Raw genomic sequence first — 25,801 nt, forward strand, 5'->3', positions numbered from 1 at the left:
ACCCCTCGTCATGGTCGCATCCTCCTCCAAATCCGGCAGCGACGCCTGCCTCGTCGTCAATGCCGGCTCCTCCAGCCTGAAATTCTCCGTCTTCCAAGGTGGCAGCGCCGCCGAGCTGGAAGCGGTCGTCACAGGCCAGATCTCCGGCATCGGCACCGCCCCGCGCTTCGAGGCGAAGGACGCCGCCCGCCACAAGCTGGCCGACCACAGCTGGCCGGCGGGCGAGAATCCGGGCCGGCCGGAGCTTCTCCACCATCTGCTCGACTGGATCGGCGACACGCTGAAGGGGGCCACGCTGGTGGCCGCCGGCCATCGCGTCGTCCATGGCGGCACCCGCTTCTCCCAGCCGGTGCGGGTGACGGCGACGGTGCTCGACCAGCTGGAGGAGTTGATCCCGCTCGCTCCCCTGCATGAGCCGCACAACATCGCCGCCATGCGGGCGCTGGCCCAGGTCTACCCGTCGCTGCCGCAGGTCGCCTGCTTCGACACCGCCTTCCACCAGACCCAGCCCTGGCAGTCGCAGACCTTCGCCATTCCGCGCGAGTTGACGGCGGAAGGCATCCGCCGCTACGGCTTCCACGGCCTGAGCTACGAGTACATCGCGCAGCGCCTGCCCCAGGTGGCGCCGGAACTGGCCGACGCGCATGTCGTGGTCTGCCATCTCGGCAGCGGCGCCAGCCTGTGCGCCATGCGCGCCGGCCACAGCGTCGACAGCACCATGGGCTTCACCGCGCTGGACGGCGTGCCGATGGGCACCCGGCCGGGCGCCATCGACCCCGGCGTGCTGATCTACCTGATGCGCGAGAAGGGCTACGGCGCCGACGAGCTGGAAAAGCTGCTCTACCACAAGTCGGGCATGCTGGGCGTGTCGGGCATCTCCAACGACATGCGCGACCTGGAGAATTCCGACCAGCCGGCCGCGGCCGAGGCCGTCGAGCTGTTCTGCCACAATGTCGCCAAGCAGGTCGCGGCGCTGGCCGGCTCGATGGGCGGGCTGGACGCGGTGGTCTTCACCGCCGGCGTCGGCGAGAACTCGACCCTGGTCCGCTCGCGTGTGGTGGAAAAGCTGTCCTGGCTCGGCCTCGCCCTCGACCCGGCGGCCAACCGGGCCAAGGCGACGCGCATCTCCGCCCAGGAGAGCCGGGTGCCGGTCTTCATCATCCCGACCGACGAGGAACGGATGATCGCCCGCCACACCCTGGGCGTCATCGCCGCAGAGGCGCTGAGCCGGGCGGCCTGACCGCGGCGGTCCCCTTTGCCCCCCGGCAATGGTGCTGGGGGGCCGTCCTTCAGCGAAGGGCATCATGGAACAGGTTCCCACCCAACCCACCGCCCAGCCGCCGGAGAATGTCCGGCTCGGCATCCTGTCGATGCTGTTGGCGATGGTGTTGATGACCATCATGAACGCCCTCGCCAAGATCCTGGCCGAACGCTATTCGCTGGGCGAAGTCACCTTCTTCCGCAACCTGTTCGCCCTGCTGCCGGCCGTCGCCATGGTCGTCGCCGGCGGCGGGCGGCGCTGCCTGCACACCGAGCATTGGCCGGGCCATCTGTGGCGCGCCATCGTCGGGCTGGCCTCGATGGTGCTGCTGTTCTGGGCCTACCACCTGATGCCGCTGGCGAATGCCGTGGCCATCTCCTACTCCGCCCCGCTGTTCCTCACCGCCCTGTCGGTGCCGCTGCTGGGGGAGCGGGTCGGCCCCTTCCGCTGGGGGGCCGTGGTGGTCGGCTTCGCCGGGGTGCTGATTATGGTGCGGCCCGGCCCCGACATGGTCGACCGCGGCGCCATGGTCGCCCTGACCGCCGCCGTCTGCTACGCCCTGGCGATGATCGCCATGCGGCAGCTCGGCCGCACCGAGAAGCCGGTGACCACCGTCTTCTACTTCACCGTGATCTCGACCCTGCTCAGCGCGCTCGCCCTGCCCTTCGGCTGGACCACTCCGGACGCATGGTCGCTCGTGCTGATGGCGGCGATGGGCATCGCCGGCGGCGGCGCCCAGTATTTCAGCACCCGCGCCTATTCGCTGGCCCGGGCGGTGGTGGTCGGCCCCTTCAGCTATGCCAGCCTGATCTATGCAACCATCCTCGGCTGGCTGGTCTGGGGCGATGTACCCGCCCCCCATGTGCTGATCGGCGCGACCGTCGTCATCGGCAGCGGCCTGCTGATCCTGTATCGCGAAACCCGCCGGGCTGCCGTTCCCCGGCCGGAGGCCGACTTATGCCCGAAGCCGCAGACCACCGGGCCGGCCAGAACGGCATGAGCCGCGTTCTGCGGCATTTTGGCAGGCCCCGGCCAAAGGAGGCGGAACGCTCTTGCGCCGGCTTCTGATATATTAATATACTTCCTGATGAAGGAAAGGACAGGCATCATGGCTAGGTTCGATGTCGACAGCACTCCGGTTCCCCGCCTGGCCGGCCGGATGCGACTGATCCAGGGCGGACGGGACGCGGACACTCCGTCCGGCCCGGCGCCCTTCTCCCCGGTCCACAAGGCCGGACGGCCGGAGGTTCCGGCGGCCACCACGCTCTGCGCCATCGTCGGCGGGACCGGCCTGTCCGGCAAGCTCGACCTGCTGGCCCGGCTGGTGACGCGGGTCGACGTGCTGGCGCTGGGCGGTGGCATCGCCAACAGCTTCCTGGCGGCGGCGGGCACCGAGATGGGAGCCTCGCTGTGCGACCATGACCTGATCGGCCGGACCCGCACCCTGCTGGACAAGGCGAAGGCTTGCGGCTGCGAGCTGTTGCTGCCGGTCGACGTGGTGGTGGCGAGCGAAGCCCGGGAAGGGGCGGAGGACCGCATCGTTCCCTGCTCCGCCATCGGGCCGGAGGACATGGTCCTCGACATCGGCCCGGCGACGGTGACGCGCTTCACCGCCCGCATCGAGGCGGCCCACACGGTCCTGTGGACCGGGCCGCTCGGCGTCTACGAGATCGCCCCCTTCGACGGCGGCACCAACGCGCTGGCCTGGTTCATCGCCCGGCGCACCCGCGACGCCGGCCTGTTCTCGGTCGCCGCCGGTGCGGACACCCTCGCCGCGCTGGCCGCGGCAGGGGTGACGGACCGTTTCAGCGACCTCGCCAGCCGGGAGTCCCTGGCGGCCCGGCTGGACGGACCCGCGACGCGGGCCGTCCCTGCCTGAGGCAGCCTTCAAAAAACGAATCCCCGGCGGGTCGAATCCCCGCCACCTCGGTTGAAACGGGTCTCCGCCCCCTGCCGGCTTGAGACCGCAATGGAACGACTGGAGCACGATCATGGCTGTACGGGTAGCGATCAACGGTTTTGGCCGCATCGGCCGTCTGGTTCTGCGCGCCATCTACGAGAGCGGCCGCAAGGACGTCGAGGTGGTGGCGATCAACGACCTGGCCGATCTCAAGGCCAACGCGCACCTGCTGAAGTACGACAGCGTCCACGGCCGCTTCCCCGGCACCATCGAGACGGGTGTCGATGAAAACGGAGGGGGCGTCCTGATCGTCAACGGCCACTCCATCAAGGTCGTGCAGGAGCGTGACCCGGCCAAGCTGCCGTGGAAGGATCTGGGCATCGAGATCGCCATGGAATGCTCGGGCATCTTCACCAAGCGCGCCGACGCCGCCAAGCATCTGGAAGCCGGCGCCGAGAAGGTGCTGATCTCCGCCCCGGCGACCGACGAGGACATCACCGTCGTCTACGGCGTCAACCACGACAAGCTGACGGCCGAGCACAAGATCGTCTCGAACGCGTCCTGCACCACCAACTGCCTGGCCCCGGTGGCCCATGTGCTCCACAATCTGGTGGGCATCGAGAAGGGCTTCATGACGACGATCCACTCCTACACGGGTGACCAGCGGATCGTCGACACCAACCACAAGGACCTGCACCGCGCCCGCGCCGCGGCCCTGAACATGATCCCGACCTCGACCGGTGCGGCCAAGGCGGTCGGCAAGGTCCTGCCGGAACTGAAGGGCAAGCTGGACGGCACCGCCATGCGCGTGCCGACCCCGAACGTGTCGGTCGTCGACTTCAAGTTCACTGCCGGCCGCGCCACCTCGGTCGAGGAGATCACCAAGGCGATCTCCGACGCCGCCAACGGCCCGCTGAAGGGCGTACTGGGCGCCTACAGCGAAGCGCTGGTCTCGTCGGACTTCAACCACGATCCGCACAGCTCGACCTTCGCGCTGAACGAGACCAAGGTCGTCGACGGCAATTTCGTGCGCGTCATGGCCTGGTATGATAACGAGTGGGGCTTCTCCAACCGCATGGCCGACACTGCCATCGCGATGGCGAACGCCAAATAGGACACCCGCCGCCGACCAAGGGCGCCGACCCAGATCCAAAGGAGCCGGACGATGAGCAAGACGATCATGTGGGCCGAAACCGACGCCAAGGGCTTCGAGTCCGAGTGCCTGTTCAACGAGGACAGCCGCCACTATGAAGTGATGGTCTGCGCATCGGGCCGCCGGCTCTGCCGGTCGGAGTCGTTCCCGGCACGATCCGATCCCATGCAGGGCATGACCGACGAGGACCGCCGGCAAGCCCTGCACTGTGCCGAGCGTCTGGTCACCGAGATCGAGCACGACCTGGGCGACCGCTGATAGCGCCAAGCGACCGCCCCCGCTCCGGCATGGGGCGGAGCGGGGGCGGAGGGCCGTTGTCGGGAGGGATCGGAGCGTCAGGGGTCAGGCGGCCCTCGCACCGCGCAGCGCCGGCAGCATGTCCTCGGGTTCGGGGCGACGCGTGTAGTCCGGATTGACCTCGGCATAGAGGATCGCCCCGTCCTGCCCGATCACGAACCGGGCGGGCATCGGCAAGCTCCAGCTCGGGTCGCCGTTGAACGCCGGCAGATCGTTCTTCAACCCCTTGTACAGCTCGATCAGATAGTCGGGCAACTCGAAGCGCAGGCCGAAGGCGGCGGCGACATCGTTGTGCGGGTCCGACAGGATCGGAAAGCCGAGCGCGTTCTGGCGCACCGACTTGCGGCTGTTCGGGGCCGTCTGCGGCGAAATGGCGACCAGGCCGGCCCCGAGCGCCTGGAAGGTCGGCAGTGCCGCCTGCAACGCCTGCAGTTCCATGTTGCAGTAGGGGCACCAGACTCCGCGATAAAAGCTGACCACCAGCGGTCCATCGGCCAGCAGTTCGGCCGACGACACCGCCCTGCCGTCGGAATCGCCGAGCGTGAAGGCGGGGGCCTTGTCCCCGGCCTTGAGCGCATGCGCGGCAGCGCCCGAGGCGATCAGTTCGGCAGTGGCGCGCTGCATCGTCTCGATCACCGGGCGGGGAACATTGTAGGGCGGCTTGCCCGCCTGGAAATCGGCCTTGAAGGCGTCGAGCTTGTCCTGGAGCGACATGGGAATTCCTTCGTCGTATGGATGGAGGGAGGGAGATGAGGGTCAGGCGTTCGCAGCGGTGGAGCGGGCGACCTCGGCCGCGCTGATGCCTTCGAGGGCCAGGCCGTAGCCGACGCCTTCGTCGATGATCCGGCGCAGCTTCTGCGTCAGCGCGATGCGCGTGTAGCGGCTGGTGAGCGGCGGCAGTGCGGCCAGTTCCTCGGCGATCCCATGCGCCCGGGCGAGCAGTTGGCCGGCGGGCACGATCTCGTTGACGGCACCCCAGTCCTTCGCGGTTTCGGCGTCGAGGATTTGGCGGGTCAGAATGAAATGGCGGCCGCGCACGCTGCCGATCACCTCCGGCCAGAGCAGGTTCACGCCGTCGCCGGGGACGATGCCGAAATCGAAATGCGGCTTGTCCTGGAAGATCGTTTCCGGCGTGGCCAGAACGATGTCCGCCAGCAGTGCATATTCGGAATGGAGCAGCACCGGCCCGTTGAGGGCGGCGATCATCGGCACCTCGATGTCGAGGATGTTCATCAGGACCTTCCTGCCTTCGCGGAAGATCTTGTCGTAGCCGCGCGGACTGAAGAAATCGAAGCCCTCGGGGCTGATCGCGTCCATGAAGGCATCGCCCGATCCGGTCAGGATCACCACGCGATTCTCCGGATCCGACCCGATCTCGTGAAAGAGGTCGACGAACTGCTCGTGTGTGTGGCCGTTGAAGACGAGCTTGCCGCCATCCGTGTGCAGCCTCACTTCCAGGACGCCGCTGTCCGAGCGGGTCAGGCGGGCGTTGGCGAAGGCAGTGCGATAGGTTTCGAAACGGGACATCGGGGTCACTCCTTGGATGGACTTGGATCGGATTTGGATCGGAAAAGGGAAATCAGGCGTCCCGCGGGACGAGCGTCTCGACGCGGGCGATCGCGCGCCGAACGGCGGGACGGGCCGCGACGGCGTCGAACCAGCGGGCGAGATGCGGACGGCCATCGAGCGTCATGCCGGAAAAGTCGCGGCGCCAAAGCCAGCCGAAATGAGCGATGTCGGCGATGGTGAAGTCGTCGCCGGCGACGAAGCGGCGCTCGCCGAGCAGCGCGTCGAGCCGGTCGAGCACACGGTTCGCCTCGGCGGTGAAGCGTGTTTCGGCGAGCGGTTGCGGCTCGGCCGCAAAGCGTTTGAAGAAGCCGGCGTTTCCGAAAGCCGGGCTCAGTGCCGAGGCGTGGAAGAACAGCTGCTCGAACACCCGCGCCCGGGCCACGCCGTCGTGCGGAAGCAGTTTTCCGGTCTTCTCGGCGAGATGAACAAGGATGGCGGCGCTTTCGGACAGCACCAGCGGCGCATCGGCCGTGTCTTCGCGATCCACCAGCACCGGCACCTTGCCGTTGGGGTTCAATGCGAGGAATTCCGCCGCTTTCTGCTCGCCCTGGCGGACATTGACGGGTTTCAGTTCATAGGCGAGGCCCATCTCCTCGAGCGCGACCGGAACCTTGACGCTGTTCGGCGTCGCAAACCCATAAACCTCGATCATGTTTCGGTTCTCCCTTGCAGCGTCGCTGCCAATGGGAGAGTTATCGCCATTCCCTATCGCACAGGGCAGTCGGTTCGAAGCGATAATGGTAATTCTTCTGAGGAATGACGATGGACCGGTTTCAGGCGATGACCGCCTTCATACGGGTGGTGGAAAACGGCTCCTTCTCGGGAGCGGCCCGGCAGTTGGGGGTGGGGCAACCGGCGATCTCGAAAACGGTCGCGCAGCTGGAGGAGCGGCTGCAGGTGCGGCTGTTGCTGCGTTCCACCCATGGCCTGACGCCGACCGAGGCCGGACTGCGCTTCTACGAGCGTGCGCGGCTGGCCATTCGGGAGGCCGACGAAGCGGAGCTGGCGGCGCGCGGCGAAGGCACGAGCCTGTCGGGGCGGTTGCGCATTTCGGCGGCGACCACCTTTGCCCGGCTGATGATCATGCCGCGCCTGCCCGAATTCCTGAACCGGCATCCCGCGCTGGATATCGACGTGATCCTGGACGACCGGGTGATCGACCTGGTGTCTGAAGGGATCGACGTTGCCTTGCGCATGGGCACCTTGACGGACTCGACGGCGGTGGCGCGGCGGATTGCGAGCGGTGGCCGTTCGGTCGTGGCGACGCCCGCCTATCTTGCCCGTGCGGGCGTGCCGCGGACGCCGGCCGACCTCGCCGGCCATGACGCGGTGGTCTACAGCCAGCTCAGCAACAGCTGGGCGTTCCGCCAGGGCGGGACCGAAGCGTCGGTCGTGGTGCATGGTCGGCTGCGGGTCAGCGCCGCTGAAGGGATTCGGGCGGCGGTGCTGGCCGATCTGGGACTGGCGGTCGCGTCCGACTGGATGTTCGGCCCGGAGCTTGCCGATGGCGCGGTGCGGCGGGTGCTGGAAGACTGGGTGCTGCCGCCGATCGATCTGTGGGCTGTGTTTCCCACCGGCAGGCTGGCGAGCGCCAAGGCGCGCGCCTTCGCGGATTTCGTCGAGGCCATCCTGAACGGCGACGGCGTACCGGTTCCGGACTCACCCTTCGACGGATGCCATTCCAACGGGGCATAGGCATTAGTCGGACAACCCCTCTACGCGCCGTTCCGGCATAGGTTCAGGGTCCGCCCCGTCCGGAGCACCGCTCTGGACCGGCGCTCATCCCATCCCGTCATTGCATCGATCTACACGGAGGCGACATGCTTCTCTCTGGAAAACATGTGCTGGTCACCGGCGGCTCCAGCGGCATCGGCTTTGCCGCCGCCCGGGCACTGGCCGAAAAGGGGGCCGCCCTCGCCATCACCGGCCGGCGCCCTGACCGGTTGGCCGCTGCGGTCGAGGCCTTGCGGGAAGCGGGGGCATCCGTGACCGGCATCGTGGCCGACGTCTCCACCGCCGAGGGGCGCAAGCAGACGCTCGAACGCGCGCTCGATGCGCTGGGCGGCCTCGACATCCTGGTCAACAATGCCGGCGGCGTTCGCGCCGGGCGGCTGGAGCAGGTCACGGAGGAGGACATCCTCGCGATGATCGCCGTCGACCTGACCGCACCCATCCTGTTGACGCGGGCCGCCCTTCCGGCACTGCGCGCCAGCGGCGAGGGGATGGTGGTGAACATATCGTCGGGCCTGGGGCTCATCGGCGCGCCATTCTACGCCACCTATGCCGGCGCCAAGGCCGGGCTGGCCCGGTTCGGCGAAGCCTTGCGCCGCGAGCTGAAAGGCGAGGGCATCCATGTGCTGACCGTTTATCCCGGCGCCACCGACACCCCGATGATGGCATCGAACAATGCCGGTCCGGAGTTGGGCTTTACCCGTGAGAGCGCCGAGGCGGTCGCCACCGCCCTCGTCGCAGGGATCGAAGCGGAGGGGCTCGAGGTGATCCGCGGTGGCGAAACACGGGCGGCGATGATCGCGCTCAACCGGGACGACCCGCTGGCCGTCGATGCGCGGTTCCTCGACCTCAAGGCCCGCCTCGAGGAGGCGGTCAAGGAACATGCCGCCTTGTGATCAGGGGGTGGCACCGAGCTGGGCGATCGGGCAGGGGTTTCGTGCGTTCGCCGTGAAACGCTCGAAACTCCTGCCCTCGGCGCCGCCCTTGGCCCGGTGGATCAGTTTTCCTCGTCTTCGGCCGGCTCTTCGTCCAGGACGACCTCGTCATCGACGGCATAGAGCATGCAGTCCTCCTTGCCGGCCGTCTGCCCGCACTTCTCCACCGCCGCCGCGCCGGCCTCCTCGGCGCTGTCGCGGTCCCAGACCGATGCCCAGCGGCCGGTCAGCGTCACCGCAACCGCCTTGTGCCCGTTGTTGCGCTGGTAGTTCACCATGCCGACCCTGCGCGTGTGGTCGCTGACGAAGGGGACGCGGGCCGGATCGAATTTTCCGGCCCCGACGATCTCCACCGGCATCGGCAGGAAGGTCTTGGCCTCCATCACCACGGCATCGCCGACCGCGTAGAGGGTGCAGGGCTCGTCGGCCCTGTATTGGCAATATTGCAGGGCGCTACGCCTGATGTCGTCCTCGGTCCGGCTGTTCGACTTGTTCGAGAAATAGGCGTAGTTCCCCTTCGCCGAGATCGCCAGGGCCTTGGGCGACGGCAGGTCGGGATAGGAGGCGAGCGCGGCGCGCGACTTGGGCGTGAGATAGGGGATCGCCGCCACATCGACCCGCTTGGCCGGGGGAGCCTGCGGCGCCAACGCCGCGACCGTCGTCGGCGCGCGTTCCGGCGAGGTCGTCTCCGCGCTTGCCGTTGCCGAAGCCAGGGGCGCGCCCAGTTCCGCGACCCTCGCCTCGGCGATGGCGGTGAAGGTGCCCTGGGGAAATTGCTTCAGATAGGCTTCGAACAGGCCGCGGTTGGAACTGCCCTTGATGCTGTCCCAGAACATCGCCTCCTTGTCGGCCGCCGCCGGCACGGGTGCGGCGGCGGCCGGCGCCTGCGTCACCACCGTCGTCGGTCCCAGGAAATAGAAGCGTCCCTCGATCGGCGAGGCCGACACCCAGGGCTGCTGGACACCGCCGGTGTTGCGCTTCACGGCGAGGCCGACGTCGTTGAAGATGTCGAACACCGTCTCCCCCGGTTTCAGCAGGGCCTTCGACAGCGCCTCGGTATAAGGGCTGTTGGCGCCGCTGCCGTCGGCGGCCACGGCGCCCGGCTGGGTCGCATAGGCGATGATCGTGCCGGCCGGCGCCTGCATCTGCGCCAGCCCCGGCGACACCGCCCGCAGGCCGCGCCCGCCGAACGGATTGTTGCGGCAGGCGTCGAGGATGACGATGTTCAGCCGGCTTTCCGCCAGCGCCATCTCGTCCAGCACCATGGCGACGTCGATCAGCTCGTAGCGGACGTCCGATTCCCTGGTCAGGTTGGCCGAGACCGGCAGCAGGAAATTCGTGCCCCGCGTCTGCAACCCGTGTCCGGCATAGTAGAACAGCCCGACATCGGCCCCCGCCAGCTTGGTCCCGAAGCTGCGGATCGCCTGTTCCGTCCCCGCCTTGTCGAGGTCGAGCTGGGCCGCACCGCCGATCAGCTCGAACCCGGCACCGCGCAGGGACTCCGCCATCGCCTTCGCGTCGTTGACCGGATTGGGCAGTCGCGGCGCATGCCGGTAGTCGCTGTTGCCGAGCACCAGCGCGACCCGCCGCTCCGCTCCCCAGGACGGGCCCGACACCCAGACGAACAGGGCCAGAGCCAACGCAACGGTGCGTGCCAGGGTCATCACGGCGTCTTTTTCCTTCGAATCGAAAGCATTGCGGCCACTCTGCCCAGGCAACGCTCCCGGTTTCAAGGCCGGCGACGATCCCCCTTGCGCAACCTCCGGCCGGGTCACCGGTTCAGCCTTCGCCGTCGCCCATTTCCGCGTCCATCGCACGAACAGCGTCGATGAAGGCCCGCAGGGCCGGCGCCATCTGCCGTTGGCGCGGGTAGCACAGGAATCGGCCGGGAAAGGCCGCGGACCAGCGCTCCAGCAGCGGAACCAGCGTTCCCGCCGCGATATGCTGCCTCACCGTATCCTCGACGCAGAAGCCGATTCCAATTCCCCGCAGGGTCGCGCGCAACGCCATGTCCTTGTCGTTGAAGATCAGCGGTCCGTCGACTGCGACCTCGAACCAGGATCCGTTCTCGAAGAATTCCCAGGCATAGGGCATCACATGCCCCGGCCAGCGCCAGCGGATACACCGGTGATCGACCAGATCGCGGGGGTGTTCCGGCCGGCCGTGGCTCTCCAGGTAGGCCGGCGCCGCCACGGCGACCTGCCGCAGATCCGGACCGAGGCGCACCGCGACCATGTCGCGGTCGATCACCTCGCCGATCCGGATGGCCGCATCGAAGCCGCCGGCCACCACATCCACCACCGCGTCATCCAGCGTGATGTCCAGCACGACGTCCGGGTAGCGCTGGGTGAAGGACACCAGCATCGGCTCGATATACCGCTCGGCCGCCGCATGGAAACTGTGGATTTTCACGGTCCCGGCCGGGCGCTCCCGGTACTGCCGCACCTGTCCGACGGCGTCGCCCAGTTCCGAGACGGCCGGCTGGACTCGCCGGTATAGATTCTCGCCGGCCTCGGTCAGCGCGACGCTGCGCGTGGTGCGGTTGAGCAGCCGCACTCCGACCCGCTCCTCGAAGCCGCGCACCAACTGGCTCAGCGCCGATGGGGAGACGCCCAGCCGCTCCGCCGCCCGGCTGAAGCTCAACGTCTCGCCGACAGCGAGAAATGCGCGAAGCTGGTTGTAGTCGCTGCCGGAGAGCATGGGATCCATCGACCGATGATAACCATTATTCAGCTCAGCTTACAAGTCTCGTCAGAAATCCCGGCATTCTGCGCCGGTCGGCCGAGGTGTATCTCCAGGTGCGAAAGGAGACCTTCCATGACCACTTGGTTCATCACCGGCATCTCGCGCGGCCTCGGCCTGGCGCTCGCCAGGGCGGCGCTGGCGGAGGGCGACACCGTCATCGGCACCGTCCGGTCCGGCAAGCCCGATCTGCCCGCCGGCGGCGGCAGCCTGCATGTCCTCACCCTCGACCTCGCCGACGGCGATGCGGCGGAGTCGGCCGTCAGCCAAGCCTTCGCGTTGGCCGGCCGCATCGACGTGATCGTCAACAATGCCGGCTACGGCCTGCTGGGGGCGATCGAACAGGCGACCGACGAGGAGGTTGCCCGCCTGTTCGCGGTCGATGTGTTCGCCCCCTTCCGCATCATCCGCGCGGCCCTTCCCCGCCTGCGTGCCCAGGGGTCCGGCCATATCGTCAACATCACCTCCATCGCCGGACGGGCGCCGGGGGCAGGCGCCGGCCTCTACGCCGCGGCGAAGCATGCGCTGGAGGGGCTGTCCGCCGGCCTCGCGCAGGAGGTCGCACCGCTCGGCATCAAGGTGACCGCGGTGGCTCCCGGCGCCTTCCGCACCGACTTCCTGTCCAGCCATTCGATCCGCAAGAGCGCCACGGAGGATGCGGCCTATGCCGACAGTGTCGGTCGGATGTCCGCTGCCTTCGACGGCATGGCGGGCCGCCAGCTCGGCGATCCGGACCGCGCGGCGCAGGCCATCCTGGCCGCCGTCCGCGCCGACGACCCGCCGCTTCATCTGCTGCTGGGAACCGACGCCCTCACCCGCGCCCGGACGAAGCTCGGCAGCGTGATCGCGGAGATCGACGCCTGGGAAGCGGTGACCCGCGGCACCGACTTCACCGGCCGCGTCTGATACAAGGGGCCGGCTTGCAGGCGAAGCCTGATCAAGCCGGCTTCCGGCCCGTCACGTGCCGATATAGGCGGCCAGTTCGTCGGACGTCCCGATGGGAAAGGCCTGTTTCAGATGGTCGAGGAACGCCGATACCCTGGCGCTCAGCAGCCGCCTGGACGGGTAGAGCGCCCACAGGACGATCTCCGGCTCGTCGGCGTCGCCCCACTGCACCAGCGTTCCGTCGGCCAGATCCCGGCTTACCAGCGACACGGGAAGGCGGGCCACGCCGACCCCCGCCCGCACCGCATCCCGGATCATCACGAGGGATGACAGGGCGAGGACCGGCTCGACCGTCATCCTCGACCGGCCGGCAGGCGTCCTCATCTCCCAGGCGGGGCGCTCGCCGGCCGGCCGGCCGGGCGCCGGGCGGACGACGGCCGGGACCGCGGCGTCTCCCGGGGACCGGGCGAGGCCGGGACTTGCCACGACGACCATCCGGTCGCGCAGGAAGGCCCGCCCGACCAGACTGTCGTCCGGATCCGGATTGACCCGGATCGCCAGATCATACCCCTCCTCGACCATGTCGACGGCACGGTCCTCCGCCGTGACTTCCAGCCTCACCTCAGGATGCTTCAAGGCGAAGCCTGCGGCGATCTTCCCCATCGCAGTCAGGGAGAGCAGCAGCGGCGCGGTGATCCGCAACCTCCCCCGCGGCCTTTCCCCGCCGGACGCGATCGCCGCTGCCGTCTCTTCCAGTTCGGTGAGCAGACGGCCTGCCCGCTCGAACAGCGCCCGCCCCTCCTCCGTCAGCTTCAGCGTCCGCCCTCCGCGTTCGAACAGACGCAGGTCGAGGTCGGCCTCGAGTTCCGCGACCCGGCGGGACAGCGTCGCCTTCGGGCGTCCGGCGGCGCGTGCCGCCCGTCCGAACCCGCCGTGGCGGGCGACGAGATTGAAATCGGCGAGAGCGAGCAAATCCATTCGTTCCACCAGCGAGACAGTTTGTCCAAATCTAACGTCTATCGGCATGAATATGGATCGGTCAATAACAGGGCATCTCAAATCCGAACCGGAGCTTCCCATGACCATCCTCGTTACCGGCGCAACCGGCGCGGTCGGCCGCCACACCGTTGCACAGCTCGTGAAGCGCGGTGCCGATGTGCGTGCCCTGGTCCGCGATCCGGCCAAGGCCAACCTCCCGGCAGGGGTCGGCATCGCCCAGGGCGATCTGCTCGACGTCGACTCGCTGCGGAGCGCCTTCTCCGGCGTCTCCACGCTCTTCCTGCTCAATGGGGTGGTGCCGGACGAATTCACCCAGGCGCTGATCGCCCTCAACCTTGCCCGCGAAGCCGGGGTTGCGCGGGTCGTCTACCTGTCGGTGATCCACAGCGACCTCTACGTGAACGTGCCGCACTTCGCGGGCAAGTTCGCCGTCGAGCGGATGATCGGGCAGATGGGGCTCAATGCCACAATCCTGCGTCCGGCATACTTCATGGACAACGATCTCACCATCAAGGATGTGGTGACCGGCCACGGGGTCTACCCGATGCCGATCGGGGACAAGGGGCTCGCCATGATCGACACGCAGGACATCGGCGAGATCGCGGCCATCGAACTGCTCCGCCGCGAGCGGGCGGCCGACCCGCTTCCGCCCGACCGGATCAACCTCGTCGGTCCCGACACGCTGACCGGTGCGGATGTCGCCGCGATCTGGACGGAGGTTCTCGGGCGCCCGGTCACCTATCCCGGCGACGATACCGCCGGGTTCGAACAAAGTCTCCGGCGCTTCATGCCAGGCTGGATGGCCTTCGACATGCGCCTGATGGCCGAACGCTTCCTCACCGACGGCATGCTCCCCGAGGCCGGCGACGGCGCCCGTCTCACCGCGCTCCTGGGGCGCCCGCTGCGCAGCTACCGCGACTTCGCCGCCGGGATCGCGGCCTCGGCCTGACGACACTCACCGCCAGACGGGAAGGACCGCCATCATGATCTATTCGACCGCGACCGTCCCGGTGAACCCGGACGGCGAGACCGTTCTGAGCCGCGCGCAAGTATGGAAGGGCTTGGTCCTCAAGGCCCGCGACGCCCGTCTGTTCCTCCCGCCGGGTCTCTGCACCCGGTGCGATGTCGTCGAGGAGGGCGCAACCCATTTCGTGCGTGAGGCGACCATCGGCGGCGCCGACATCCGCGAGATCATCGCGCCGGAAGCGGAAAGCAAGGTCACCTTCTTCCAGGCCACCGGGCCGCGCGAGGGAGCGATCGTCAACGAGCTGTTCACGGACGACGCCGGTGCACTCCAACTCCGCTTCTACTGCTATCTCGGCCTGCGCGGCAAGGAGCCGAATGGCCCCGAGGAACAGGCCGAACAGGTGCAGTTCGACAGCGACAGCGGCTACAGGGCCGCCCTGCTGTCGACGCTGAAGCGAACCCGCGACCTGCTCTCGCAGGGCCGGCTCTGACCGCCTGGAGCAGTCCCGGCGGCTACAGGTAGGCGATCAGCCGTCCCGCGGCCAGCACGCCCACCCACAGCAGGAGGGAAGCCGCCCCGGCAAGCCGCGCCGCCGGCGGTGGCTTCCCTCCGCCCGGATGCCCATCCCGATGCCCGCCCCAGAGATGGATTTGCCGGCCCGGTCCGCGATGGAACAGGGCGATGTTGGCGAGCGCCAGAACCAGAAGCCCGATCTTCACCAGAAAGGCCGGGTTGCCGGCGAGTGCCGTCGCTTCGCTGACGAACAGCAGCAGGCCGGTCGGCACCACCATCGCGAAGCCGGCCACTGCCACCGGCAGCAGCAGGCGGGACAGCGCCCGGGCCGGCAAACCCGCATGCAGGCCGATCAGTCGCAGATCGAAGGCCACGATCGACCCGACCAGCAGCGCCAAACCCAGGATATGCAGCACCTCGACCAGCGGATAGAGCCAGAGCGACTGCCGCAACGTCTCACCCAGGCCGGACGTCTCCAGCGCCACCAGCCAGCCGGGACCGAGCGGGCCTTGGCTGTGGTCCATCAGCGCAGCTCGACCGTCTGTCCGTCCGCCGTGATGCGCTCCGCCCGCAGTTCGGCGGGGTCGGCTTTGGCGGCATAGCCGACGACGGTCACCGTCTGCCCGACCTTGATCGCGCCGTCCGGCAGGCCGCGGGCGGTCATCCGGCCGGGCGGCGCCAGCACCACATGCCACAGCGTACCGTCCGACCGCAGATTCAGCATCGCATGCGGGTTGCGGAAGGCGAGCTGCTCGACCGTGCCGGTCAGGGTCAGCGTCTTGCCGGACTCGTAGCCGCCCCATCCGTGATGGGCGAGGGCGGGCACGGCGACCATCGCCGTGGCGGCGCAGGCGGCGGCAACAAGTGCCCGAATCCGGGCGTTGCGGATTCGGGCGTTGATCGGATGGGCATTGACCATGGCGACACTCTCCCTCGAATCAGGCATCCTCGGCTCACATGGGGTGTGCCGAAGCCCCGGCAAGAGGAGGCGAGGCACCACCCTCCGGCCGCACCACCAACGGAGATGCCGATGCCCCGGATGCCCACCCCGTCCCGCCGCTTCGCGATGGCCGTACTGCTCTCCATCCTGCTGCCCGCCGGCCCGGCCCGGTCGATGGAGACGACCGGCCTCGTCGTGCTGATGCGCCATGCGCAAGCGCCGGGCACCGGCGACCCGCCCGGTTTCCGGCTGGAGGATTGCGCGACGCAACGCAACCTCAGCGACGGCGGGCGAGCCCAGGCCGGACGCATCGGCGACCGGCTGCGGCAGCTCGGCATCCGCGAAGCCCGCGTGCTGTCCAGCCGGTGGTGCCGCTGCCTGGACACCGCCCGGCTGCTGGATCTGGGCCCGGTCGCGGGGCTTCCCGCCCTCGACTCCTTCTTCGGTCAGGCGGAGGACGCCAAGGGCCAGACGGCCGGGCTGCGGCAATTCCTTGCCGACCTGCCGCGCGACGGAGCGCCGGTCATCCTGGTGACGCATCAGGTCAACATCACCGCCCTGACCGGCATTTTCCCGGCCTCCGGCGAGGCGATCCTGCTGCGGGCGAACGGCACGCCCACACCCGACCTCCTCGACCGGCTGGCAGATTAGAACGGCCGGCTAGAAGGGCAGCGCCGGGGCCGGCGCTCCCTTGGGCCGGGCGGGGGCCGGCAGGCCGCAGGGCAGGAAGCTGCCGCGGCCGGGGGCCGCCAGCAACGCGCCGTCGCGGCACACCACCTCGCCGCGCGACAGCGTGACCACCGGCCAGCCGGTGACCTCGATCCCCTCATAGGGGGTATAGTCGACATCGTGATGCAGGATGGCGTTGCTGATCGTCACCTTGCGGGCGGGATCCCAGAGGGCGATGTCGGCGTCCGAGCCGACGGCGATGGTGCCCTTGCGCGGATGCAGGCCATACATGCGGGCCGGATTGGTGGCGGTCAGCTCGACGAACTTCGTCAGTTCCATCCGGCCCGTCATCACCCCTGCGGAGAACAGCAGCGGCAGCCGCGTCTCCACCCCCGGAATGCCGTTGGGCACGCAGCGGAAGGGGGCCTTCTCTCCATTCACCTTCTTGCCGCCCGGCCCGTCGAAGCGGAACGGCGCATGGTCGGAGGAAAAGACCTGGAAGGTGCCGCCGGTCAGCCCGTCCCAGATCACCTGCTGGTTGGCGGCGTCGCGCGGCGGCGGCGAGCAGATGCATTTCGCCCCCTCGAATCCCTCCCCGCCCAGATCGTCGGCGGTCAGGAACAGGTATTGCGGGCAGGTCTCGGCATAGATGCGCAAGCCCCTGCCCTGCGCCCACCTGATCTGCTCCACCGCGTCGGCGCCGGAGACATGGACGATCAGGATCGGCACGTCGACCAGCTCGGCCAGCGAGATGGCGCGGTGGGTCGCCTCGCGCTCGGCCACGCGCGGACGGGAGACGCCATGGAAGAAGGGGGCGGTCTGGCCGGCGCGCTCCAGCCTCTCGGTCAGCCAGGCGATGCAGTCGGCATTCTCCGCATGCATCATCACCATCGCGCCCTCGCTGCGGGCGATGTCCAGCACCTCCAGGATCTGGCGGTCGTTCAGCTTCAGCGCGTCATAGGTCATGTAGATCTTGAAGGAGGTGTAGCCGTCGCGGATCAGCGCCGGCAGCTCCTGCCCCAGGACCTGCTCGGTCGGGTCGGTGACGATCAGGTGGAACGCATAGTCGATCACCGGCTTGCCCGCCGCCCGGCGGTGATAATCCTCCACCGCGGCGTGCAGCGACTGGCCCTTCTGCTGGCAGGCGAAGGGCAGCACCGTGGTGGTGCCGCCGAACGCCGCCGAGCGGGTGCCCGACAGGAAATCGTCGGCCATCACCGACGCATCGCCGGTCGGCTGGTCGAAATGGACATGGCCATCGACCCCGCCCGGCAGGACCAGCAGCCCGGCCGCGTCGATCTCCTCCCGCCCGGCGGCGAGCCCGCTGCCGAGCGCCGCCACCTTGCCGTCCCGCACGCCGACATCGGCCTTGAACACGTCCGACGCGGTGGCGACCGTGCCGTTGCGGATGACCAGATCGAAGTCCATGCTGCCCTCCCCTCTTTCCGCTCTTACCCGTGCAGTTCCTGGAACAGGCTGCCCCAGCCCCGGACCCGGCGGGTGTCGACGCCGGTCATGCGCAGCGCCTTCCACAGCACGGTGGACACCGTGTCGTAGACGGGGATGCCCAGCGCCTTCTCCACCCGCTCCGCCACCGGGGCGCCGCGCATGTTGGTGCAGATGATGGCGATGGCGTCGGGCTTGGCCTCCGCCACCTCCATGCACATGCGCTCGATCCGTTCCTCGGAGATCTCGGAGAAGGAGAAGTTGCCGCGGTCGTTCAGGTGCCGCTCGGCCACCACATCGAAGCCGGCGGCGTTGTAGTTGGCGACCATCGTCTCCTGGATCTCGTCGAGATAGGGGCTGACGATGGCGAAGCGCTTGCGCCCCGTCGTCTCCAGGATCTCGTTCAGCGCCAGCATGGAGGTGCAGGCGGCAATCCCGGTCTCATCCTCGATCGCCTTGCACAGCTTCACGTCGGCATCGAAGCCGAGCCAGCCGGCGGAGGTGCCGTTCCAGCCGATCACGTCCAGCCGGGCGTCGGCCAGCAGCCGGGCGGCATCCAGGAAGGGCGCGTCGGTGAACTGGTCGAGCGCCGCGGCGCGCAACGAGATCTCCTTGACGGTGAAGCGGCCGAAATGGGCGCTCACCTCCGGCAGGCCGCTCAGCATGGCGGCGGTCACCGGTTCCAGCACCGTGTTGGAGGACGGGGTCAGCATGCCCAGAAGAACGCGCTTGGTCATCTCGGGGGACTCGTCTTTCTTGGAGAGGGTTGGCTTTGAAGGTTGGGTCAGGCCCGCGCCCACAGGGCGCGGGCGGCCTTGTCGGCCTCGGTGCAGATCTCTTCCAGGTCGGCGCGCACGGGGCGACCGTCCTCGACCAGGATTTCGCCGTCCACCAGCACCATCTCGACGTCGCCGCCGCGGCCGGTGTGGACCAGCGTGCCCAGCGGGTTGATCAGCGGGCGCAGATGCGGCCGGCGGGCGTCGAAGACGACGAGGTCCGCCGCCTTGCCGACGGCCAGCGTGCCGATCTCGTCGGCCATGCCGACGGCGCGGGCGCCGCCCAGCGTCGCCATGCGGAAGACGTCGGCCGGCTGCCAGTCGGCGGTGACGCCGCCCTGGCCGATGCGCCCGGTGGCGAGCGCCCAGCGCATCGCCTCCACCATGTCGCCATGCTGGGTGTCGGTGCAGAGCGCCAGATTGACGCCCGCCGCCTTCAGCGCCGGGGTCGGCGCCAGCCGGCCCGACGCGGCGTTGCATTTCGGCACATGGACGGCATGGGCCCCGGCCCGCGCCAGCCGGGCGATGTCGTCCTCGTCGACATAGAGGCAGTGGGTGGCGAGCAGCTGGTCGTTCAGCAGCCCGGTCTCCTCCAGCAGCGCCGCCGGGGTCAGGCCGGTGGCGGCCTTCACCCGCTCGACCTCCACCCGGCTCTGCGCCAGATGGGTGTTGACGCGCATGCCGCGCGCCGCGGCCTCCACCGCCAGCGTGCGCAGGAAGCCGGGGGAGCAGGTGTCGGGCGCATGCGCCGCCATCTGCACCCGGATGCGCCCGCCGAGCGCACCGTCCCAGCGGTCATGCAGGTCGAGCGTCCGGCGCAGCAGATCCTCGCCGAGCGCCGCATCGAAACTCCATTCGCCCTTCGGCACGCGGGCGAAATCGACGTCGTGCACCCGCCAGCCGGCATGAATGCGAAGGCCCAGTTCGGCCATCGCCTCCAGCGTCGCGTCGGCATGGACGAAATGGTCGCAGACCAGGGTGGAGCCGGCGAGCAGCGCCTCCACCGCGCCAAGGCGGGCCAGCGCGCGGGCCTCCTCCGGCGTGGCGTCGGTGCCCTTGGGCACGCCCGGCGTGTAGGACGGCGCGAAGCCGAGGTCGGCGGCGACGCCGCGCACCATCACCAGCACCGCATGCAGATGGGCGTTGACGAAGCCCGGCGTCACCAGCCGGCCCGGCAGCGCAACGGTCCGCAGGGCCGGCGGTGCGGGCTGCGCGGCCGGTGCCAGATGGACGATCCGGCCGCCGCGGATGCCGAGCGCCGCACCCTCGATCACGCCGGCCTCATCGCCGGTGATGACCGTGGCGCCGGTCAGCAGAAGGTCCAGCGGCTGTAAGGCGCCGGTCATGCCGCGGCGACCTGCCGCTGTTGCAGGCCCTCCTCGCGGATCAGGTTCAGGATGTGACGCTTGTGGTCATTGAAGCGCGGGCTGGTGATGTCGCGCGGGCGCGGCAGGTCCAGCTCGATGCGTTCGCGCAGGCGGCCCGGCCGGCTGGTCAGCACCGCGACCTGCGTGCCCAGCACCAGCGCCTCGTCGACGCTGTGGGTGACGAAGACGATGGTGCAGCGCTGCTTCTGCCAGATGGCGACCAACTCCTCCTGCATGTCCATCTTGGTCTGGGCGTCGAGCGCGGCGAAGGGCTCGTCCATCAGGATGACCTGCGGGTTCAGCAGCAGGGCGCGGGCGATGCCGACGCGCTGGCTCATGCCGCCCGACAGCTCGGCCGGGTAATGGTTCTCGAAGCCCTTCAGCCCGACGAGGTCGATGTATTCCTGGGCGGCGGCGCGGCGGTCGGTCTTGCGCCAGCCCTTGAGGCGCAGGTGGAAGGCGATGTTCTCCCACACCGGCAGCCAGGGCATCAGGGTGGCCTGCTGGAACACCATGCCGCGGTCGGCGCCCGGCCCTTCCACCGGCTTGCCGCCGACGGTGACGGTGCCCTTGGTCGGCTTCTCGAACCCGGCGATCATGTTCAGCAGGGTGGACTTGCCGCAACCCGACGAACCCAGCAGGCAGAGGAACTCGTTCCGCTCCACCGTCAGGCTGACGTCGTCGATGGCCAGCAGGTCGCGCTTGCGCTTGGTGTCGCTGTAGATCTTGGTGATGTTCTGCAGTTCGATGGAGGCCATGGGGTCAGCCCTCCCGGCTCTGGAGCGTGGAGGCGTGCTGCCAGTGCAGCGCCGCGGACATCAGCAGCTTGATCAGCGCGTCGGTGGCGTAGCCCAGAAGCCCGATGCTGGCCATCGCGGCAAGGACGAGGTCGTAGCGCAGGAAATAGTAGCTGTCCCACAGCACGTACCCCAGCCCGCTCTTGACCGCGACCATCTCGGCGGTGACGGTCAGCATCCAGGCGGCGCCTATGCCGATGCGCAGGCCCGCGAAGATGCTGGGCAGCGCCGCCGGGAACACCACATGGCGCAGCAACTGCTGCTCGGTGGCGCCCATCATCGAGGCGGCGCGGATCAGGTTGCGGTCGGCGGTCTTCACGCCATGGATGGTGTTCATCAGGATCGGGAAGAAGGCGCCGAGGAAGACCAGGAAGATCGCCGGCTTGTTGGCGATGCCGAACCAGATGATCGCCACCGGGATCCACGACACCGGCGGCACCGGGCGCAGCATCTGGATGGTCGGCTCGATGGCGCGCTCCACCCAGCTCCACCAGCCGATTGCGATGCCCAGCAGCACGCCGCCGGCCACCGCGATGCCGTAGCCGGCGGCGACGCGCACCGCGCTGGACAGCGCGTCGGCCAGCCAGCGCCCGCTGTTGGCCTGCGACGTCTCGTCGAAGCCGAAGACCCAGTCGGCCCAGCTGTGCAGCACGACCGACGGGGCCGGCAGCAGCGCCGCCGGCAGCAGGCCGGACCGCGACACGATCTCCCAGGCCGCGAGGATCAGGACGGGAACGACCGCGCGCTCCCAGGATTTCGACAATGCGGTCATGGACCGGCTCCTTAAACGCCGTCGGTGGCGGAAAATCTCCGAATACCCCCTCCCCCGCTCCCGCGGGAGAGGGGGTAAGTGCGAGAGCGGCGGAGTTCCCTCTCCCGCGAAGCGGGGGAGGGTTGGGGAGGGGGAAGAACTTGGAGAGGCTGGACCTTCAGCCTGCCCTCAGCCCCCCAATTCGCTCTTCGGCTTCTTCGTCACCGCCTCCAGGAAGCGGTAGTCGATGTTCTTGACCACCGCGTCCGAGACGTCATGGCTGATGTACTTCAAGTCCCGCATCATCGTGGCGATGGCGACGGTGCTGTCCTTGTGGATGGCATAGTCGGGGAAGGCGTTCTTCAGCGATTCCGCGGCGATGTCCTTGTTCAGGCCGGTGTATTTGTTGATGGTGTCGACCCACACCGTCCGGTCGCTCTTCAGCTTGTCTACCAGCGCCACCACCGAGGCCACCGTGGCTTCCACCGCCTTCGGGTGCTCCTTGATCACGTCGGAGCGGGTGACGATCAGGTTGGTCAGGTTGCCGGCCGCCTGGTCGTAGGGCAGCGCGAAATGCGCGCCGACGCCGGTGCTGCGGATCTGCGAGGCGAAGGGCTCCACCGTGCAGATCACGTCGACCTCGCCGCGCTGCAGGGCGGCGGCATGGTCGGACGGGTTGGGGATGTTGATGAACTGGACGTCCTTGTTGACGTCGATGCCGTGCTTCTGGAAAGCGCCGCGCATGTGGATGTCCTGCGCGTTCCCGCGCGAGGCGGCGACGCGCAGCGGCTCGCCCTTGGCCTTGCGGGATGCCGCCAGCGCCTTCAGCCCGGCCCAATCCTCCGCCTTCAGGTCGATGCCCTTGGCGGTGACGATCTCCGAACCGCCATTCACCTGGCCGGAGATGGCGACGATGTCGAAGCCCTTGTCCAGCGCTGTGACGTAGTGGAGGTAGGTGACCTGCGCCACGTCGATGCTCTTGGACACCAGCGCCGTCAGCACGTCGTTGCCGGAGTTGAAGTTGATCGCCTCGATCGACACGCCCTTGGCCAGATCGGGCGTCAGCGCCATCGGCAGGCAATGGGCGCATTTGGCGAAGCCGAGTTTCACCGCCTCCGCTTCGGCGGCCTGCGCGGCCGGGACGGCGCCCGTCACCACAGGCAGGGCCAGCGCGGAAAGACCCAGCGTGGCGGCGGTGACGGCGTTCAGGGAGAAGGACCGGATCGACATTGGGCTTCGGCTCCAGAGGCTGTTGCGTTCCCATGGCGGTCGCAAAGCCCGTGCCAGATTGTATACAAAATCTCTATTTTCATTTTTATATTTAATATCAATATGATAGAATAGTTTTTATTCAAGGTGTGACTCTCGACGATTCTTGCCTTATTTTTGAGCGCATGACATCGTTTGAGCATGAATGCCCAAGTATGATGCAGAACAGACTCCACCGGATCGACATGGACAGCCTCAAGACCGCGAGACCCGCCAGCGGCCCCCTGCGCCGCGAAACGCTGCATCATTCCGCCGTGGCGGAGTTGCGGGCGATGATCCTGGACGGGGAGCTGCCGCCCGGTCGCCGCGTGCCGGAGATGCAGCTGTGCGAACAGTTGGGTGTCTCCCGCACCCCCCTGCGCGAGGCGTTGCGCGTGTTGGCGGCCGAAGGGCTGGTGGAGTTGCGGCCACATCGGGGCGCGGTGGTGACGCCCATCGACCCCAAGGAGATCGCCGCGATCTTCCAGGTGATGGAGGCGTTGGAAAGCCTTGCCGGCCGCCTCGCCTGCACGAGCGGATCGGACGCCGCCTTCAGCGAGCTGAACCGCCTGCACGACGAGCTCGCCGCCCAGTTCCGCGCCGGGGAGCGCGCGGCCTACTCGACCACCAACCGCCGCATCCATGCCTGGATCGTCGCCATGGCCGGCAATCCGGTGCTGGAGGCCACCCACAAGGGCTTCGCCGCCCAGCTTGCCCGCGCCCGCTCCCTGGCGAACTACGACGCCGACCGCTGGCAGGAGTCGCTGACCGAGCATGAGGCGATCATGGCGGCGCTGCGCCGTCGCGACGCCGACGGCGCAGCCGGCCTGCTGGCAGGCCACAGCCGCCGCACCGCCGACGCCGTGCTGAGGACGCTGCGGCAGGGCGTGGAGAACGGAGACCGCTGAGCGGCCGCGCGTGCATGGATTTTCTCCCTGCCCCTCCCCGCAGGCCCGTGACCATGATAGGAATGAACAGGCTGTCTCCGTGCGGGGAGCGTTCCCGATGTCCCACCGGTTTCCCTCTGCCGACTCTGTTCGGCAAAGGATTGTTTCAGCGGAGGAATCCGGGAGCAGGCTCGCGCTGGCCGCCGCGGATGGAACAATGGAACAGGCCTGGATTCCTGTTTCAACCTGTTTCAAACGTTCCATGTCCCTCCATCCCGCGGGAATCGGGGGGCTCGGACGGCCCCATTGCGCGGCATCCGTTCACCGGCATTGCTGGCCGGTTGTATTCGCCTCCCATTTGCCTTACCAAAAGGATCGAAGCCATCGGGAAGCCGTGCCGAACCGTCCGGCATGGAGCGGCAAAAGGGAGCGTCGCCATGCTGAACTATCTTGCTACGCCCCTGCTGGCGGCCACCCGCGGCACGGTAATGGAACCGGATGCCGGCACGCGCAACGCCCTGTGCGATGCCCTGCGCTTCGCGCTTGAAAATTACTATGTCCACCTGCCGCAGAAGCGGGCCGGCTTCGCCATCGATCCGGTGCAGGCCCTGCAATTGCTGAAGGAATCCGACGGCATCCGCTTCAGCCGGCGGCTGCTGTCCATCATCTCCTCCCTGCACGACCGCCACACCACGCTCCGGCTCGCGCCGCCATGGTCCGGCCTGGTGGCCTATGTGCCCTTCCTGCTGGAGCAGTATTTCGAAAACGGCCACCCCCGCTACATCGTCACCAAGCGCTTCTTCGGGTTCGAGGAAATCCCGCTGGGCGTCGAGGTCACCCACTGGAACGGCGTTCCAATCCATCTGTATCTGGAGAATCTGGCGGCAGAGACCCAGGGCGCCCATTGGTCGGCACAGATGCGGCTCGCCCTGTCCAACCTGACCATCCGGCCGCTCGCCTTCATGCTGCGGCCGAGCGAGGACTGGGTGGCGTTGACCTATGTCGACCCATGGGGCAAGCCATACACCGCCACCACGCCGTGGCGCTGCTACGCCTCCCAGCCGGAAGCGGTGTCCGGTCCGGTGTCCGGGGCCTACGCGATGGCGCAGGGCGTCGATTACAAGCTGCTGGCGACCGGCGCCTTCCTGCGCGACGCCGGCCGCACCACGCAGCCCTCGCCCACCGGCTTCGCCTCGCAGGGGCCGTTCCGCCATGGCCGGGTTCCAACCCCGGCCGGCGAGGCGGGCTATCTGCGCATCTTCACCTTCCAGTCCGACGCACCGGCTCAATTCGCCGCGACGGCCGCCGGCATCCTGGCATCCCTGCCGCAGGAGCGACTGATCGTCGACATCCGCGGCAACCCCGGCGGCAACATCCTGGCGGGCCAGAAGCTGGTCGCGCTGCTGGCCGGCGGCCGGATCCCCGGCATGGCCCCCATCGCCTTCCGCAACACCGCCCAGACCCTGGCGCTGACGACCCTGCCGCCGCTCGCCCCCTGGCACCCGTCGATCCGGTTGCAGACCTCCACCGGGCTCGGATTCTCGCAGGCCTTCAGCATCACGCCGCTGGACGACCTGCCGCCCTACCGCTATCCGGGCCGCATCCTGCTGATCGTCGACGCGCTGTCCTACAGCACCAGCGATTTCTTCGCCGCCGACTTCGTCGACAACGGCCTGGGACCGGTCCTCGGCGTCGATCCGCTGACCGGCGCCGGCGGCGCCAACGTGTGGGAATGGGGGGCGCTGATGGAACTGGCCGGCCCGGCTGGCGGCGCCGTCGCTCCGCTGCCCCCCGGCTACGAACTGAACCTGTCGGTGCGCCGCGCCCTGCGGACGGGGACCAGCGCCGGCATCCCGATCGAGGATGTCGGCGTGCCCGCGACCATCGTCCACCACCTGACCAGGACCGACATCCTCGACGAGAACCGCGACCTGATCGCGTTCGCTGCGCGGGTGCTGGGCTGAGAAT

The 25,801-nt window shown here is 68.5% G+C and carries 27 protein-coding genes; 13 read left to right on the forward strand and 14 right to left on the reverse strand.

Annotation, left to right across the window (positions count from 1 at the left end; all coding sequences use genetic code 11):
• Window positions 1-10: 10 nt before the first annotated feature.
• The 5 genes from AL072_RS27185 to AL072_RS27205 all read left to right on the forward strand — a co-directional run bounded on the left by AL072_RS27185 (window position 11) and on the right by AL072_RS27205 (window position 4,572).
• A complete protein-coding gene (locus tag AL072_RS27185) occupies window positions 11-1,240 on the forward strand; it encodes an acetate/propionate family kinase (RefSeq protein WP_045585895.1) in 1,230 nt (409 codons plus the stop codon).
• A 64-nt stretch (window positions 1,241-1,304) separates the two neighbouring features.
• On the forward strand, window positions 1,305-2,261 hold the full coding sequence (locus AL072_RS27190) for a DMT family transporter (RefSeq protein ID WP_045585896.1): 957 nt from the start codon (window positions 1,305-1,307) through the stop codon (window positions 2,259-2,261).
• Window positions 2,262-2,369: 108 nt separating this feature from the next.
• A complete protein-coding gene (gene pgk / locus AL072_RS27195; protein ID WP_052710462.1) occupies window positions 2,370-3,140 on the forward strand; it encodes a phosphoglycerate kinase in 771 nt (256 codons plus the stop codon).
• A 112-nt stretch (window positions 3,141-3,252) separates the two neighbouring features.
• Window positions 3,253-4,275 (forward strand): type I glyceraldehyde-3-phosphate dehydrogenase, encoded by a 1,023-nt coding sequence (gap, locus tag AL072_RS27200; protein ID WP_045585897.1) that lies wholly within the window; start codon window positions 3,253-3,255, stop codon window positions 4,273-4,275.
• 51 nt (window positions 4,276-4,326) lie between these two features.
• Window positions 4,327-4,572, forward strand: a complete 246-nt coding sequence (locus AL072_RS27205; RefSeq protein WP_045585898.1) for a hypothetical protein — start codon at window positions 4,327-4,329, stop codon at window positions 4,570-4,572.
• Window positions 4,573-4,656: 84 nt separating this feature from the next.
• Here the strand turns inward: AL072_RS27205 and AL072_RS27210 are convergent, their stop codons facing one another.
• The 3 genes from AL072_RS27210 to AL072_RS27220 are packed head-to-tail and all read right to left on the reverse strand — an operon-like array spanning window position 4,657 to window position 6,832.
• A complete protein-coding gene (locus tag AL072_RS27210) occupies window positions 4,657-5,325 on the reverse strand; it encodes a peroxiredoxin-like family protein (protein ID WP_045585899.1) in 669 nt (222 codons plus the stop codon).
• Between the two features lie 42 nt (window positions 5,326-5,367).
• Window positions 5,368-6,138: an enoyl-CoA hydratase/isomerase family protein gene (locus tag AL072_RS27215; RefSeq protein ID WP_045585900.1), complete on the reverse strand. Its 771-nt coding sequence runs from the start codon at window positions 6,136-6,138 to the stop codon at window positions 5,368-5,370.
• A 52-nt stretch (window positions 6,139-6,190) separates the two neighbouring features.
• Window positions 6,191-6,832 (reverse strand): glutathione S-transferase family protein, encoded by a 642-nt coding sequence (locus AL072_RS27220; RefSeq protein ID WP_045585901.1) that lies wholly within the window; start codon window positions 6,830-6,832, stop codon window positions 6,191-6,193.
• A gap of 104 nt (window positions 6,833-6,936) precedes the next feature.
• On the opposite strand from AL072_RS27220, the gene AL072_RS27225 reads away from it, so the two are divergent.
• On the forward strand, window positions 6,937-7,875 hold the full coding sequence (locus tag AL072_RS27225) for a LysR family transcriptional regulator (protein WP_425388621.1): 939 nt from the start codon (window positions 6,937-6,939) through the stop codon (window positions 7,873-7,875).
• Between the two features lie 125 nt (window positions 7,876-8,000).
• Window positions 8,001-8,807, forward strand: coding sequence for an SDR family NAD(P)-dependent oxidoreductase (locus AL072_RS27230; protein ID WP_045585902.1), 807 nt, complete (start codon window positions 8,001-8,003; stop codon window positions 8,805-8,807).
• A 101-nt stretch (window positions 8,808-8,908) separates the two neighbouring features.
• On the opposite strand, the gene AL072_RS27235 is transcribed toward AL072_RS27230, so the two are convergent.
• Window positions 8,909-10,510 (reverse strand): caspase family protein, encoded by a 1,602-nt coding sequence (locus tag AL072_RS27235; RefSeq protein WP_045585903.1) that lies wholly within the window; start codon window positions 10,508-10,510, stop codon window positions 8,909-8,911.
• Between the two features lie 115 nt (window positions 10,511-10,625).
• Window positions 10,626-11,555 (reverse strand): LysR family transcriptional regulator, encoded by a 930-nt coding sequence (locus AL072_RS27240; protein ID WP_045585904.1) that lies wholly within the window; start codon window positions 11,553-11,555, stop codon window positions 10,626-10,628.
• Between the two features lie 108 nt (window positions 11,556-11,663).
• Here AL072_RS27240 and AL072_RS27245 point away from each other — a divergent pair, with 108 nt between their 5' ends.
• On the forward strand, window positions 11,664-12,494 hold the full coding sequence (locus AL072_RS27245; protein WP_045585905.1) for an SDR family NAD(P)-dependent oxidoreductase: 831 nt from the start codon (window positions 11,664-11,666) through the stop codon (window positions 12,492-12,494).
• A gap of 51 nt (window positions 12,495-12,545) precedes the next feature.
• Here AL072_RS27245 and AL072_RS27250 read toward each other — a convergent pair whose 3' ends face one another.
• On the reverse strand, window positions 12,546-13,451 hold the full coding sequence (locus tag AL072_RS27250) for a LysR family transcriptional regulator (RefSeq protein WP_045585906.1): 906 nt from the start codon (window positions 13,449-13,451) through the stop codon (window positions 12,546-12,548).
• Between the two features lie 100 nt (window positions 13,452-13,551).
• Here AL072_RS27250 and AL072_RS27255 point away from each other — a divergent pair, with 100 nt between their 5' ends.
• Both AL072_RS27255 and AL072_RS27260 read left to right on the forward strand, forming a co-directional pair.
• Window positions 13,552-14,421, forward strand: coding sequence for an SDR family oxidoreductase (locus tag AL072_RS27255; RefSeq protein WP_045585907.1), 870 nt, complete (start codon window positions 13,552-13,554; stop codon window positions 14,419-14,421).
• Window positions 14,422-14,455: 34 nt separating this feature from the next.
• On the forward strand, window positions 14,456-14,929 hold the full coding sequence (locus AL072_RS27260) for an SRPBCC family protein (RefSeq protein ID WP_045585908.1): 474 nt from the start codon (window positions 14,456-14,458) through the stop codon (window positions 14,927-14,929).
• A 22-nt stretch (window positions 14,930-14,951) separates the two neighbouring features.
• Here AL072_RS27260 and AL072_RS27265 read toward each other — a convergent pair whose 3' ends face one another.
• The gene (locus AL072_RS27265) at window positions 14,952-15,476 is read right to left on the reverse strand and encodes a hypothetical protein (protein ID WP_045585909.1); all 525 of its coding nucleotides are present in this window, start codon (window positions 15,474-15,476) and stop codon (window positions 14,952-14,954) included.
• Window positions 15,476-15,871, reverse strand: coding sequence for a DUF6152 family protein (locus AL072_RS27270; RefSeq protein WP_052710463.1), 396 nt, complete (start codon window positions 15,869-15,871; stop codon window positions 15,476-15,478). The genes AL072_RS27265 and AL072_RS27270 overlap by 1 nt, the downstream gene beginning before the upstream one ends.
• 111 nt (window positions 15,872-15,982) lie before the next feature.
• Here AL072_RS27270 and AL072_RS27275 point away from each other — a divergent pair, with 111 nt between their 5' ends.
• A complete protein-coding gene (locus tag AL072_RS27275) occupies window positions 15,983-16,543 on the forward strand; it encodes a histidine phosphatase family protein (RefSeq protein ID WP_245637014.1) in 561 nt (186 codons plus the stop codon).
• 9 nt (window positions 16,544-16,552) lie between these two features.
• Here the strand turns inward: AL072_RS27275 and hydA are convergent, their stop codons facing one another.
• The 6 genes from hydA to AL072_RS27305 all read right to left on the reverse strand — a co-directional run bounded on the left by hydA (window position 16,553) and on the right by AL072_RS27305 (window position 22,928).
• The gene (gene hydA / locus AL072_RS27280) at window positions 16,553-17,989 is read right to left on the reverse strand and encodes a dihydropyrimidinase (protein WP_045585910.1); all 1,437 of its coding nucleotides are present in this window, start codon (window positions 17,987-17,989) and stop codon (window positions 16,553-16,555) included.
• Between the two features lie 23 nt (window positions 17,990-18,012).
• On the reverse strand, window positions 18,013-18,744 hold the full coding sequence (locus tag AL072_RS27285) for a maleate cis-trans isomerase family protein (protein WP_045585911.1): 732 nt from the start codon (window positions 18,742-18,744) through the stop codon (window positions 18,013-18,015).
• Between the two features lie 47 nt (window positions 18,745-18,791).
• Window positions 18,792-20,129, reverse strand: coding sequence for an amidohydrolase family protein (locus tag AL072_RS27290; protein WP_045585576.1), 1,338 nt, complete (start codon window positions 20,127-20,129; stop codon window positions 18,792-18,794).
• Window positions 20,126-20,908, reverse strand: a complete 783-nt coding sequence (locus tag AL072_RS27295; protein ID WP_045585577.1) for an ABC transporter ATP-binding protein — start codon at window positions 20,906-20,908, stop codon at window positions 20,126-20,128. The genes AL072_RS27290 and AL072_RS27295 overlap by 4 nt, the downstream gene beginning before the upstream one ends.
• 4 nt (window positions 20,909-20,912) lie before the next feature.
• Window positions 20,913-21,719, reverse strand: coding sequence for an ABC transporter permease (locus AL072_RS27300; RefSeq protein ID WP_045585578.1), 807 nt, complete (start codon window positions 21,717-21,719; stop codon window positions 20,913-20,915).
• Between the two features lie 168 nt (window positions 21,720-21,887).
• The gene (locus AL072_RS27305) at window positions 21,888-22,928 is read right to left on the reverse strand and encodes an ABC transporter substrate-binding protein (RefSeq protein WP_045585579.1); all 1,041 of its coding nucleotides are present in this window, start codon (window positions 22,926-22,928) and stop codon (window positions 21,888-21,890) included.
• 194 nt (window positions 22,929-23,122) lie between these two features.
• Between AL072_RS27305 and AL072_RS27310 the strand changes: the two genes are divergently transcribed.
• Both AL072_RS27310 and AL072_RS27315 read left to right on the forward strand, forming a co-directional pair.
• Window positions 23,123-23,854, forward strand: a complete 732-nt coding sequence (locus AL072_RS27310; RefSeq protein ID WP_245637015.1) for a GntR family transcriptional regulator — start codon at window positions 23,123-23,125, stop codon at window positions 23,852-23,854.
• A 416-nt stretch (window positions 23,855-24,270) separates the two neighbouring features.
• Window positions 24,271-25,797 carry a S41 family peptidase gene (locus AL072_RS27315; RefSeq protein WP_045585580.1) on the forward strand — a complete coding sequence of 509 codons (1,527 nt, stop codon included), beginning with the start codon at window positions 24,271-24,273 and terminating at the stop codon, window positions 25,795-25,797.
• Window positions 25,798-25,801: the final 4 nt, after the last annotated feature.

This window comes from Azospirillum thiophilum (genome assembly GCF_001305595.1).
Taxonomy (GTDB): domain Bacteria; phylum Pseudomonadota; class Alphaproteobacteria; order Azospirillales; family Azospirillaceae; genus Azospirillum; species Azospirillum thiophilum.

Bases quoted from the DNA above. Each gene is read 5' to 3' on its own strand.
- AL072_RS27245 (WP_045585905.1), top strand. From the start codon at position 11,664: ATGACCACTTGGTTCATCACCGGCATCTCGCGCGGCCTCGGCCTGGCG.
- pgk (WP_052710462.1), top strand. From the start codon at position 2,370: ATGGCTAGGTTCGATGTCGACAGCACTCCGGTTCCCCGCCTGGCCGGC.
- AL072_RS27295 (WP_045585577.1), bottom strand. From the start codon at position 20,908: ATGGCCTCCATCGAACTGCAGAACATCACCAAGATCTACAGCGACACC.
- AL072_RS27285 (WP_045585911.1), bottom strand. From the start codon at position 18,744: ATGACCAAGCGCGTTCTTCTGGGCATGCTGACCCCGTCCTCCAACACG.
- AL072_RS27300 (WP_045585578.1), bottom strand. From the start codon at position 21,719: ATGACCGCATTGTCGAAATCCTGGGAGCGCGCGGTCGTTCCCGTCCTG.
- AL072_RS27185 (WP_045585895.1), top strand. From the start codon at position 11: ATGGTCGCATCCTCCTCCAAATCCGGCAGCGACGCCTGCCTCGTCGTC.
- hydA (WP_045585910.1), bottom strand. From the start codon at position 17,989: ATGGACTTCGATCTGGTCATCCGCAACGGCACGGTCGCCACCGCGTCG.
- AL072_RS27235 (WP_045585903.1), bottom strand. From the start codon at position 10,510: ATGACCCTGGCACGCACCGTTGCGTTGGCTCTGGCCCTGTTCGTCTGG.
- AL072_RS27315 (WP_045585580.1), top strand. From the start codon at position 24,271: ATGCTGAACTATCTTGCTACGCCCCTGCTGGCGGCCACCCGCGGCACG.
- AL072_RS27215 (WP_045585900.1), bottom strand. From the start codon at position 6,138: ATGTCCCGTTTCGAAACCTATCGCACTGCCTTCGCCAACGCCCGCCTG.
- AL072_RS27225 (WP_425388621.1), top strand. From the start codon at position 6,937: ATGACGATGGACCGGTTTCAGGCGATGACCGCCTTCATACGGGTGGTG.
- AL072_RS27220 (WP_045585901.1), bottom strand. From the start codon at position 6,832: ATGATCGAGGTTTATGGGTTTGCGACGCCGAACAGCGTCAAGGTTCCG.
- AL072_RS27205 (WP_045585898.1), top strand. From the start codon at position 4,327: ATGAGCAAGACGATCATGTGGGCCGAAACCGACGCCAAGGGCTTCGAG.
- AL072_RS27270 (WP_052710463.1), bottom strand. From the start codon at position 15,871: ATGGTCAATGCCCATCCGATCAACGCCCGAATCCGCAACGCCCGGATT.
- AL072_RS27210 (WP_045585899.1), bottom strand. From the start codon at position 5,325: ATGTCGCTCCAGGACAAGCTCGACGCCTTCAAGGCCGATTTCCAGGCG.
- AL072_RS27190 (WP_045585896.1), top strand. From the start codon at position 1,305: ATGGAACAGGTTCCCACCCAACCCACCGCCCAGCCGCCGGAGAATGTC.
- AL072_RS27275 (WP_245637014.1), top strand. From the start codon at position 15,983: ATGCCCCGGATGCCCACCCCGTCCCGCCGCTTCGCGATGGCCGTACTG.
- AL072_RS27255 (WP_045585907.1), top strand. From the start codon at position 13,552: ATGACCATCCTCGTTACCGGCGCAACCGGCGCGGTCGGCCGCCACACC.
- AL072_RS27290 (WP_045585576.1), bottom strand. From the start codon at position 20,129: ATGACCGGCGCCTTACAGCCGCTGGACCTTCTGCTGACCGGCGCCACG.
- AL072_RS27260 (WP_045585908.1), top strand. From the start codon at position 14,456: ATGATCTATTCGACCGCGACCGTCCCGGTGAACCCGGACGGCGAGACC.
- AL072_RS27240 (WP_045585904.1), bottom strand. From the start codon at position 11,555: ATGGATCCCATGCTCTCCGGCAGCGACTACAACCAGCTTCGCGCATTT.
- AL072_RS27265 (WP_045585909.1), bottom strand. From the start codon at position 15,476: ATGGACCACAGCCAAGGCCCGCTCGGTCCCGGCTGGCTGGTGGCGCTG.
- AL072_RS27305 (WP_045585579.1), bottom strand. From the start codon at position 22,928: ATGTCGATCCGGTCCTTCTCCCTGAACGCCGTCACCGCCGCCACGCTG.
- AL072_RS27250 (WP_045585906.1), bottom strand. From the start codon at position 13,451: ATGGATTTGCTCGCTCTCGCCGATTTCAATCTCGTCGCCCGCCACGGC.
- gap (WP_045585897.1), top strand. From the start codon at position 3,253: ATGGCTGTACGGGTAGCGATCAACGGTTTTGGCCGCATCGGCCGTCTG.
- AL072_RS27310 (WP_245637015.1), top strand. From the start codon at position 23,123: ATGATGCAGAACAGACTCCACCGGATCGACATGGACAGCCTCAAGACC.
- AL072_RS27230 (WP_045585902.1), top strand. From the start codon at position 8,001: ATGCTTCTCTCTGGAAAACATGTGCTGGTCACCGGCGGCTCCAGCGGC.